The sequence below is a fragment of the Nocardia mexicana NBRC 108244 genome, from assembly GCF_001613165.1.
GTDB classification, from domain to species: domain Bacteria; phylum Actinomycetota; class Actinomycetes; order Mycobacteriales; family Mycobacteriaceae; genus Nocardia; species Nocardia mexicana.
On record NZ_BDBV01000104.1, the window covers coordinates 18,613 to 27,996 of the forward strand.

Sequence of the window (9,384 nt, forward strand, 5' to 3'; positions counted from 1 at the left end):
GTCGGTGAAGCCGTCAGGTATCCCTCAACTTATTTGGTTTCGGTAGAGCGAATGTGTGCCCACCGACGGCGTACATCACTAGTCCAAGTACCGCTCGACCAACCACTCGTTTGTGTCGTCGTGGCACCGGCGATGATGGCCATCCCAAGATGGGCCGACGCCGTGGTTTACGCCGCCAGTCCGCACCACACAAGGGCGCATTACTCGCCCATCGCAGCCGACCAGCGGCGAAAATCGTAGGAAATTCGCAGAACCAGTTCGCCGGACCTGCGGAAGGCCCTCGTCACCAGGCGCCCCACACGGCTTGACTCTCACGCAACGTGAGGGTCAAATTCCTCGATCACGCGACCTTGCGGCGGTAGGTCCGCATGGCGAACAGGTATGCGACGGCGAGGATGCCGACGCACCAGGCCAGTGCGATCCAGATATCGCCACCGACCGGCTGCTGTGCGAGCAGGTCGCGGACGGTGTTCACGATGGAGGTCACCGGCTGGTGTTCGGCGAAGGCGCGCACCGGACCGGGCATGGTGTCGGTGGGCACGAACGCCGAGCTGATGAACGGCAGGAAGATCAGCGGGTAGGAGAATCCGCCCGCGCCGTCCACGGATTTCGCTGTGAGGCCGGGGATTACGGCGAGCCAGGTCAGCGCCAGGGTGAACAGGAGCAGAATCCCGGCGACCGCGAGCCACGCCGGAACTCCTGCGCCGGAACGGAATCCCATGAGCAACGCGACGAGTACGACGACCACGAGCGAGATCACGTTGGCGACCAGCGAGGTCAGCACGTGCGCCCACAGGATCGACGACCGCGTGATCGGCATGGACTGGAACCGCTCGACGATGCCGTTCTGCATATCCATGAACAGGCGGTATGCGGTGTAGGAGATGCCCGACGCGATCGTGATCAGCAGAATGCCCGGCAGCAGGTAGGTCACATACGAATCGCTCCCGGTATCGATCGCGCCGCCGAAGACGTAGACGAACAGCAGCATCATGGCGATCGGCGTGATCGCCGTCGTGATGATGGTGTCCGGGCTGCGCGCGATGTGGCGCAGGGATCGTCCCAGCAGATAGCCGGTGTCGCCGACGAAATGCGTTGTCATTGCTGCTCCTTACTCGTCTGCGCCGATGCCGCGGCGTTCACGTCGTCACCGACGAGGGTGAGGAAGACGTCCTCGAGGGTCGGCTGCTTCTCGACGTACTCGACCTCTGCGGGCGGGAGGAGCTGCTTGAGTTCGGCGAGGGTGCCGTCGACGATGATTCGGCCCTTGTGCAGGATCGCGATCCGGTCGGCGAGTTGTTCGGCCTCGTCCAGGTACTGCGTGGTGAGCAGCACCGTGGTGCCGCGCTCGGCGAGCGCCTTGACCGTCTGCCACACCTCGATGCGCGCCTGCGGGTCGAGTCCGGTCGTCGGCTCGTCCAGAAAGATGACCGGCGGATTCCCGATGAGGCTCATGGCGATATCGAGCCGGCGGCGCATGCCACCGGAGTACGTCGACACCCGCCGCGTGGCCGCATCGGTCAGCGAGAAGCGTTCGAGCAGGTCGTCCGCGACCCGGTGCGGGTTCTTCAGGCGTCGCAAGTGGGCGACGAGCACGAGATTCTCACGCCCGCTGAGGATTTCGTCGACGGCGGCGAATTGTCCGGTGAGGCTGAAGGATTCGCGCGCCTCCGCCGGTTGGCTGACGACGTCGAAGCCGTTCACGGTCGCCGTTCCCGCATCGGCCTTCAGCAGCGTGGACAGGATTCTGATGACCGTGGTCTTGCCCGCGCCGTTCGAGCCGAGCAGGGCGAAAATACTGCCCCGCGCCACCTCGAAGTCCACGCCGCGCAGCACGTGCAGATCCTTGTACGACTTTTCCAGGCCCTGCACATGAATGGCGGCTTGCTGCGTCGTCATGGTTACTTACCTCCTTCATGGCGTTGCCCTGCCCGCGGACCGGCACCTACTGAGTGTTACTCACTACTGGTAGATAGTAACACTGAATACTTGCCGCGCAAGCCCACCTCGTGCGGCCGTCCGGCCTGGCGATACGGGATGGCCGACCCCTCTACTCTGTGTTACTGTATACCAGTAGTCAGCAACGCTGAATAGTGCACCTCTCATCACGCGTCTGGAAGCACGAGGAAGCGGGAAATGAACTTTTGGGAGACGATCACAGGGAGCGATCTCACCCGGGAATACAAGGCCTTCGAAGCTCGAGCCGAAGCGCTGCCGGTCGAGTATCGAGCGGCATGGGAAGAAATCCAGGCAAATCTCTTCGCCTACGGGGATTTCACGGGTCGCAACCTGATGCCGATTCTCGACGGGGCCCTCGGACTCCTCGAGGAAACAGCGTCGGACGGTCAGACCATCCGCGAGGCGGTGGGCGACGACATCAAAGCCTTCTGCGCGGCACTCGCCGGTGAAGAAGGTGCCAAGAGCTATCGCGACAAGTGGCGCGATCAGCTGAACAAGAACGTGGCGAGAAAACTGAGCCGGCTAGGAGAATAGGGTGGGCATTCGCGACATCATCGAAGAAAAGAAGGAGTGGCGGGCCCACATGGCGCGGGTCAAGGCGCTCCCACCCGACTATCAGATCGTCTACAAGGAGATCCAGAAGTACTACTTCAAGGTCGGGCCGGTCGGGCTCGCCGACGGCACCTTGCTCTCCGGAATTCGCGAATTCTTCGAGGAGGGCGCCGCATCCGGCAAGGGCGCCATCGAACTCATCGGCAGCGACGTCGCGGCCTTCTGCGACGACCTGATCAAAGACTCCCGAACCTACGCCGAGGTCTACCAGGAGTCCGTCAGCGAGGAAGCCGGCAAGGGGAAGAAATGATCCCGCGCCTCAGTGCTGGATCAAGCCGCCGACCGGTACGGCTGCGACATGGCCGGATGCCGGTAGCGTTCGGGCCATAGCGAGACCGATATCCACGAGTGACGACCGCCGCAGGCCCTCGACGTCGCGGACCCGAGTCCAGGTCGGCTCGGCGGTCGCACCGTCCGCCTCGGGCTCGATTCGCCCACCGGACACACGGATCCGATAGAACACGCCGACATTCTGATGCTCGACTCCGGCGCGCGCCACGTCCGCCGGGATCACCCGCGAGTCCACGCCGAGCAGCCGCTCGACAACTCCACGGCACCCGGTTTCCTCCGCGAATTCCCGCGTCACCGCATCGAACGGATCCTCCGCATGCTCGACCCGACCACCGGGAAGAGTCCAGTTGCCTGCACCACCCCGCGGCACATGACGCACCAGCAGCACCCTGCCGTCCTCGATACACACGGCATAAGCCGCCAACCTGAAACTCATCCACACCCTCCACCTACGGTGAGGCCGCCCGCCAATACTCGAATATTGTTGGCAGCGCGCACGATTGGGCTTGATCTCCATACCGAGCAGGCGACGCGCACCGCATCACATTCCGCTCGACCCGATCGAACAGAACCGCTGGTGAGAAGGTTTTCGAAGAGAGCCGGTGACGGGAATCGAACCCGCACTCTCAGCTTGGGAAGCTGATGTTCTACCACTAAACTACACCGGCCGACGCGCTGTGCGCCTGCGATACCCTAGCAGACCAGGGGTGATGGCGCACAAGTCCGCAGGTTCCGGGGGTGGGGGGCAGGGTTGCGCTGTGCGATATGTCGTACCCGGATGCTAGGGATGCATTATGCAGATCGGGCGACTTCCCGTGGCCGAGCAGCTCGATGCGTTCCGCGAGGTGCTGGTACGAAACGATCTTCTGGTGGAGGTGCTGGCTCGCGCCGCTCGGATGGATCTTCCGGGCTGGTATCTCACTGCGGGCTGCCTGTTCCAGACCGTGTGGAACGTGGTGACCGGGCGGCCGGCGGAGGAGGGGATCAAAGACTACGACCTGTTCTACTTCGATGATTCGGATCTCGGCTGGGCCGCCGAGGACGAGGTGATCCGGTTGGGGGACAGCGTCTTCGGTGATCTACCGGCGATCGTCGAGATTCGGAACGAGGCTCGGGTTCACCTGTGGTACGAGGACCACTTCGGGGTGCCCTGTCCCCCACACACGTCCAGCGAAGCCGCGATCGATTCGTTCGCCGCGACCACCTGCTGCGTGGGTGTCCGTCTCGAACGCGACGAGTCCTGGCGGGTCTACGCGCCGCACGGATTCTCCGATATCTTCAATATGACCATCCGGCCCAACCCGGTGCTCGCCCCGGCCGAGGTGTACGAGGCCAAGGCCCGGCGGTGGCAGGAGCAGTGGCCCGATCTCACGGTGCTGCCGTGGCCGAGCACCCCCTGACGTCAGCCGCGGCCTCGGTCCATGGCGTGCTGATCCTATGTCGGGCCCGCGGCACCGCCTACCGGCGTCGGGTCCCAAAGTCCTGCTGACCCGAGCCGGTGCGGTGGCACCAGAACTCGGGACATCGGAGAGCTGCCGACCTGGGTCGGCCGAGCGGTTCGCTCCGGCGCGGGGAATCGCTGTCGGAGCGAGAGCGTTGACAGTTCCCATGACTTCGTTCAACCCGCGTTCGCTGCTCGCGGAAAGCCGGATCGGCGTGCTCGCCACGATCAAATCGAGTGGGCTGCCGCAGCTTTCGCCCGTCACACCCTTCTATCGACAGGACTCCGATGTCATATACGTGTCGATGACCGAGGGCCGGGCCAAGACGGTGAACCTGCGCCGCGACCCACGGGCGGCGCTGGAGGTCACCAGCGCCGACGGCTGGTCCTGGGCCACCGCCGAGGGCACGGTGACCCTGACCGGCCCGGGAACCGACCCGCACGGCCCCGAGGTCGAGGCACTGGTGGACTACTACCGCGCCGCCGCCGGGGAACACCCGGATTGGGACGAGTACCGGGCGGTAATGGTCTCCGACCGCAGGGTCCTGATGACAATGACCATCGACCGCGTGTACGGCGAACAGATCCGCTGACGTCGGCTACGGCTCGACACGTTCGAGGACGACCACCGGGATGACCCGGCGACTGCGCGCCTCGTACGAGTGATAGATCGGAGCGAGCTCGGTCATCAGCGCCCAGAGCCGTTCCCGCTCAACCCCTTCCGCGGCCCGGGCGCGCACCGTGAACCGTTCGGCGAGGATCTGCACCTCGACCTCCGGATCCGCCACCAGGTTCAGGTACCACTGCGGATGAGTGTGCGTGATACCCGAACCGGAGGCGACCAGGACATAGCGCTCCCCGTCCTTCCCGTAGAACAGACCCGTGCGGTGCAGCCTTCCGGTCCTTCGCCCGCGGTGGGTGAGGATAAGGTTGGTGACGCCGCCCTCCCGGTACCCGCTGCCACCGCCGGTCGCCAGGTAGCGCCGGACATGCTCGGCCACCGAGGGATCCGGGCTGTCGAGCACTGTGTCGTCGTTCGTCATCTGCACTCCTCAGGACGGGATGGGCAGGCCCTGGGCGAATCCGCCGTCCACGGCCAGTTCGATATTGGTGGTGAAGGTGGCGTCGGCGGCCAGGAAAAGCGCCGCCGTCGCAACCTCCTCGACGGTGCCGGTGCGCCGCAGCGGGGTGGACTCGTGGCCTTGCCGCACGAACTCCTCGCGCTCCTGGGCACTCAGGCCCGGGACCCCCATGGTCGGTGTCTCGATGAACCCGGGGGCGACCGAGTTCACCCGGATCTTGCGCGGAAGCAGCTCTGCCGCAAGCACATGCGCGAAGGCGCGGGTGGCCTCCTTCGACGCGGAGTAGGCGCTCAGGCCGGGGAAGATCACGTCGTTGCCGACCGTGGTGAAGACGATCGAGCCGCCCTCGGCGAGCAACGGATCCAGGGCCTGCACGGTGAAGAACGCGCCCTTGGTGTTGATCGCGAAGTGCCGATCCCAGGCCGCCTCCGTAACCTCGGGCAGCTCGGCGAATTCGGCGATGCCGTGGTTGACGAAGAGGTGGTCGACGCGGCCCAGGCGCTGCCGGACAGTGTCGGCCAGCGCCGCGATATCGGCCATACTGGCGGCGTCCGACCGGACCACGTGCGCCGCCTGCCCCCGCAGTTCGGTCCGTGCGTCCTCGAGGGTCTTCTCGTTGCGGCCGGTGAGTACCACCTCGGCACCGCCGGCCAGCAGGGCCTTGACGATCGCCAGACCCATGCCGTGCGTCCCGCCCGTGACGACGGCCTTCTTACCTGCGAACTTCTCGCTCATGGACTTGCTCCTGTTCGTTTCGGTACGACAGGAACGACTGTGCGCGCCGACGCTTTCGGTCTGCCCTCGGTTCGCATTCGGTCTGCGTTCGGCCACTCGAGCGGACGTCACTACGCTGGTCAGGTGCGCTTCGGAGTTCTCGGTCCCCTGCTCGTGCGGACGGCGGACGGCGAAGCTGTGGCGGTGCCCGAGAGGAAGGTCCGTGCGCTGCTGGCCGGACTGCTCGTGGATCCGGGGCGGGTGGTCTCGGGCGACAGACTGGTCGAGGGGATCTGGGGCGACCGGGCTCCGGCCCGTCCGGCCAGCGCGCTGCAGACCCTCGTGTCCCGGTTGCGCCGCGCCGTGGGCGCCGACCTGGTGGCGTACCGGTCGACGGGATATGTCCTGGTGGTGCCCGCCGAGGCCGTGGATGGGGGCAATTCGCGGCGTTGGCCGAGCAGGCGCGCCGGACCACCGAACCCGGACAGCGAGCGGAGCTGTTCGGCCGGGCCCTGAACCAATGGCGCGGACCGGCATTCGCGGATTTCGCGGACGAGCCGTTCGCGCAGGCGTCGATAGCGCGCCTGGAGGAACAGCGGCTGTCGGTACTGGAGGAGTACGCCGAAACCCGGCTGCAATTGGGCGAATACGGCCAGTTGGCCGCCGAGTTGCAGGAACCGACGGAGCGGCACCCGTTCCGAGAAGGGTTGCGCGCCACTCGAATGCGCGCCCTGTACGGGGCCGGTCGGCTGAACGAGGCCCTCGCGGTCTACCAAGACGTGCGCCGCCACCTCGACGACGAGCTCGGACTCGAACCGGGGCCCGCGCTGGTCGAACTGCACCAGGGGATGCTGCGCCGCGATCCCGCGGTGCTACCGCCGGAAGTGCCGATATCCGCACCGCGAGTGGATGATTCGCCACGGCGGCGCACGAATCTACCTGCCCGGGTCACCGGTCTCATCGGCCGCTCGGGGTCGTTGCCGAGGTGCGGACGCTGCTGAGCCGAGAGCGCCTGGTGACACTGACGGGGCCGGGTGGAGTCGGCAAGACGCGGGTCGCGCTCGCCGCCGCGAGCGAATCGGCCGAGTCCTACCCCGACGGCGTGTGGCTGGTGGAGTTCGGCGCGCACAAAGTACCGCCTACGGCGGAGGCGTCCGTCGAGAGCCTCGCCGAAACCGTGGCCGCCGCCCTGGCGATCCGCGACGATGCGCCGACCCGGACATCGACGCCCGGCTCGCAGGTCCGGCGGCTGGCCGAGGCACTGCGCGGGCGGGAACTACTCCTGCTGCTGGACAACTGCGAACACGTCGTCCGGGCGGCGGCCACGCTGACCCGGCTGCTGCTTCGAGATGCGCCGAACCTGCGCATCCTGGCCACCAGCCGGGAGCCGCTGGACATCGCGGGTGAGCAACTGTGCCTGGTCCCACCACTCGATCTGCCCGAACCGGGTGCGGTACCCGCCGAGATCCTGCGGTCCGGCGCGGTGCGGCTGTTCGCGGCCCGGGCCGCCGCGGCGGCGCCGGGGTTCGTCCTGACCGAGGACGATGCCGAGGTGGTGGCCACGATCTGCCGACGAATGGACGGGTTGCCCCTGGCTCTCGAGCTGGCGTCGGCCCGCATCCGCACCCTGGGTCCGGCGCGGCTCGCCGAGCGCCTCGACGACCGTTTCGGGCTGCTCACCGACGGTCGCCGGGATGCGCCGCGCCGCCAGCAGACCCTGCGCGCGATGATCGACTGGAGCTGGGATCTGTTGACCGCCGCCGAGCAGACGGTGCTGCGCCGCCTCTCCGTGCACGCGGACGGATGCTCACTGGACGCCGCCGAAACGCTGTGTGCCGGAGTAGGTGTGAAGTCCGGTGAGGTACTCGATCTACTCGCTCGCCTGGTGGACCGATCCCTGATCGGCGTCAGCCACGATGCCGGTGAGCCCCGCTACCGACTCCTCGAATCGATAGCCGCGTACTGCTCGGAGCGGTTGCGCGCCAACGAGTTCGCGTCCGAATACGAGCAGCTACGACGCGCGTACGCCCGCTACTACGTCACACTCGCCGAACAGGCCGACGCCGAACTGCGTGGCGCGCAACAACGTCGGTGGTTGCGGCGCCTCGACCTCGAGTCCGCCAATATGCGAGACGCGCTCGACACCGCCGCGTCCCTGGGAGACGTACCGCTGGCCCGGCGCCTGGCCCGGGCGCTGACCTGGTACTGGTTCCTGCGGGGGCGGCTCACGGAGGCGCGACGCTCGATCGCGGCGGCGCTGGCCGTGACGAATCCGCATCGAGTCACAGAGACGACAAGCCCCACCACGGCATCGGGCGCCACGGGCCCGGCGCCTGCGGCGATCCCCACGGAATCGGACGCCGCCGCACAACTCGAGGCGTGGAGTGCCGCACTGGACCTGCTGTCCGGCGACCCGGCGGACACCGCCTGGGACAATCGCACGCCGCTGCGGCTCTACGAGGCCATCCGGGATCGCCGCGAGCGTATCGGGCCAGGCTGGCTTCTCGGTTACGCCACAACGATGTTCGGCGCCATGGATGTCGGGGTCGAAATCGTCGACCGGTCGCTGGACGATTCCCGGCTAGAGGGCGACACCTGGGCCGTTGCCGCGGCACTCGGTGTTCGAGCGGTACAGCGGTATGCGCGCGGTGAGCTGGCGGCCTCTCGCGAGGACGGCGAGGAGAGCCGCGCACTGTTCACCGCGATCGGCGACGGGTGGGGAATGCTGCAGGCCACCGGCGTACTCGGTCGCCTGCTGGAGATGGAGGGCCGGTATCGGGAGGCGGAGGACCGGTATCGGGAAGGCCTGAACATCGCCGAGGATCTGGCCCTGTGGACCGACGCGGCGGCGCGCTGGGCCGAACTGGGCAGGATCGCCCTGCTCGGACAGGATTACGCGGCGGCCGACGACCTCCACGAGCGAGCCCGGAATCTGGCCGTCGCGCACGGAAACCGCCCCGGTCAAGAGTTCGCCGAGGTAGGGCTCGCCCTGAGCGCACGGCGCCAGGGACGCCTCGACGCGGCCGAACGCTATCTGCGACCCTGGCTGGACTGGAATCGCGGATTCGACGCGGCAAACGGAATCGCGCTCGTACTCGCCGAACTCGGCTTCGTCGCCGAGCTGCGAGGCGATGCGGAAGCGGCACTCGCCCTGCATCAGGAGGGCCTCGCCGCGGCCCGCAAGACCGGCGATCCCCGCGCGGTGGCCCTCGCGCAGGAGGGACTGGCCGGGGCGCGGCAGCTCGCGGGCGACTCCGTGCTCGCGGCCCGCCTGCTCGGCACCGC

12 protein-coding genes and 1 tRNA gene are annotated in these 9,384 nt (G+C 67.1%); 7 read left to right on the plus strand and 6 right to left on the minus strand.

Translation table 11 applies throughout. The features are described from left to right. Positions 1-340: 340 nt before the first annotated feature. Positions 341-1,102, minus strand: coding sequence for an ABC transporter permease (locus NM1_RS33870; RefSeq protein ID WP_068029662.1), 762 nt, complete (start codon positions 1,100-1,102; stop codon positions 341-343). Next, positions 1,099-1,899 carry an ABC transporter ATP-binding protein gene (locus NM1_RS33875; RefSeq protein ID WP_068029665.1) on the minus strand — a complete coding sequence of 267 codons (801 nt, stop codon included), beginning with the start codon at positions 1,897-1,899 and terminating at the stop codon, positions 1,099-1,101. The genes NM1_RS33870 and NM1_RS33875 overlap by 4 nt, the downstream gene beginning before the upstream one ends. 237 nt (positions 1,900-2,136) lie before the next feature. Here NM1_RS33875 and NM1_RS33880 point away from each other — a divergent pair, with 237 nt between their 5' ends. Both NM1_RS33880 and NM1_RS33885 read left to right on the plus strand, forming a co-directional pair. Further along, positions 2,137-2,493, plus strand: coding sequence for a DUF1048 domain-containing protein (locus tag NM1_RS33880; RefSeq protein ID WP_068029668.1), 357 nt, complete (start codon positions 2,137-2,139; stop codon positions 2,491-2,493). 1 nt (position 2,494) lies between these two features. Continuing rightward, the gene (locus tag NM1_RS33885; protein ID WP_068029670.1) at positions 2,495-2,821 is read left to right on the plus strand and encodes a DUF1048 domain-containing protein; all 327 of its coding nucleotides are present in this window, start codon (positions 2,495-2,497) and stop codon (positions 2,819-2,821) included. 9 nt (positions 2,822-2,830) lie between these two features. Here the strand turns inward: NM1_RS33885 and NM1_RS33890 are convergent, their stop codons facing one another. Together NM1_RS33890 and NM1_RS33895 are read right to left on the minus strand one after the other, a co-directional pair. Next, entirely contained in the window at positions 2,831-3,379 is a 549-nt protein-coding gene (locus NM1_RS33890) for an NUDIX hydrolase (protein WP_246011529.1), read from the minus strand. Positions 3,380-3,459: 80 nt separating this feature from the next. Further along, positions 3,460-3,530: transfer RNA gene (locus NM1_RS33895), tRNA-Gly, on the minus strand. 126 nt (positions 3,531-3,656) lie between these two features. On the opposite strand from NM1_RS33895, the gene NM1_RS33900 reads away from it, so the two are divergent. Further along, the gene (locus tag NM1_RS33900) at positions 3,657-4,262 is read left to right on the plus strand and encodes a nucleotidyltransferase family protein (RefSeq protein ID WP_068029672.1); all 606 of its coding nucleotides are present in this window, start codon (positions 3,657-3,659) and stop codon (positions 4,260-4,262) included. Between the two features lie 208 nt (positions 4,263-4,470). Continuing rightward, positions 4,471-4,896, plus strand: a complete 426-nt coding sequence (locus tag NM1_RS33905) for a PPOX class F420-dependent oxidoreductase (protein WP_068029675.1) — start codon at positions 4,471-4,473, stop codon at positions 4,894-4,896. A gap of 6 nt (positions 4,897-4,902) precedes the next feature. On the opposite strand, the gene NM1_RS33910 is transcribed toward NM1_RS33905, so the two are convergent. Both NM1_RS33910 and NM1_RS33915 read right to left on the minus strand, forming a co-directional pair. Then, the gene (locus NM1_RS33910; protein WP_068029678.1) at positions 4,903-5,346 is read right to left on the minus strand and encodes a nitroreductase/quinone reductase family protein; all 444 of its coding nucleotides are present in this window, start codon (positions 5,344-5,346) and stop codon (positions 4,903-4,905) included. 9 nt (positions 5,347-5,355) lie between these two features. Then, a complete protein-coding gene (locus tag NM1_RS33915; protein WP_068029679.1) occupies positions 5,356-6,120 on the minus strand; it encodes an SDR family oxidoreductase in 765 nt (254 codons plus the stop codon). 123 nt (positions 6,121-6,243) lie between these two features. On the opposite strand from NM1_RS33915, the gene NM1_RS43630 reads away from it, so the two are divergent. From NM1_RS43630 to NM1_RS33930, 3 genes are all read left to right on the plus strand, one after another. Beyond that, on the plus strand, positions 6,244-6,615 hold the full coding sequence (locus NM1_RS43630) for an AfsR/SARP family transcriptional regulator (RefSeq protein ID WP_068029683.1): 372 nt from the start codon (positions 6,244-6,246) through the stop codon (positions 6,613-6,615). Beyond that, positions 6,549-7,100 carry an AfsR/SARP family transcriptional regulator gene (locus NM1_RS43635; RefSeq protein ID WP_068029686.1) on the plus strand — a complete coding sequence of 184 codons (552 nt, stop codon included), beginning with the start codon at positions 6,549-6,551 and terminating at the stop codon, positions 7,098-7,100. Before NM1_RS43630 ends, NM1_RS43635 begins: the two co-directional genes overlap by 67 nt. Further along, positions 7,085-9,384, plus strand: a 2,300-nt coding sequence (locus tag NM1_RS33930) for an ATP-binding protein (protein WP_068029690.1), incomplete at its 3' end; no start/stop codon positions are given. The genes NM1_RS43635 and NM1_RS33930, both read left to right, overlap by 16 nt.

Bases quoted from the DNA above. Each gene is read 5' to 3' on its own strand.
- NM1_RS33915 (WP_068029679.1), bottom strand. From the start codon at position 6,120: ATGAGCGAGAAGTTCGCAGGTAAGAAGGCCGTCGTCACGGGCGGGACG.
- NM1_RS33900 (WP_068029672.1), top strand. From the start codon at position 3,657: ATGCAGATCGGGCGACTTCCCGTGGCCGAGCAGCTCGATGCGTTCCGC.
- NM1_RS33880 (WP_068029668.1), top strand. From the start codon at position 2,137: ATGAACTTTTGGGAGACGATCACAGGGAGCGATCTCACCCGGGAATAC.
- NM1_RS33905 (WP_068029675.1), top strand. From the start codon at position 4,471: ATGACTTCGTTCAACCCGCGTTCGCTGCTCGCGGAAAGCCGGATCGGC.
- NM1_RS33890 (WP_246011529.1), bottom strand. From the start codon at position 3,379: ATGGAGATCAAGCCCAATCGTGCGCGCTGCCAACAATATTCGAGTATT.
- NM1_RS33875 (WP_068029665.1), bottom strand. From the start codon at position 1,899: ATGACGACGCAGCAAGCCGCCATTCATGTGCAGGGCCTGGAAAAGTCG.
- NM1_RS33910 (WP_068029678.1), bottom strand. From the start codon at position 5,346: ATGACGAACGACGACACAGTGCTCGACAGCCCGGATCCCTCGGTGGCC.
- NM1_RS33870 (WP_068029662.1), bottom strand. From the start codon at position 1,102: ATGACAACGCATTTCGTCGGCGACACCGGCTATCTGCTGGGACGATCC.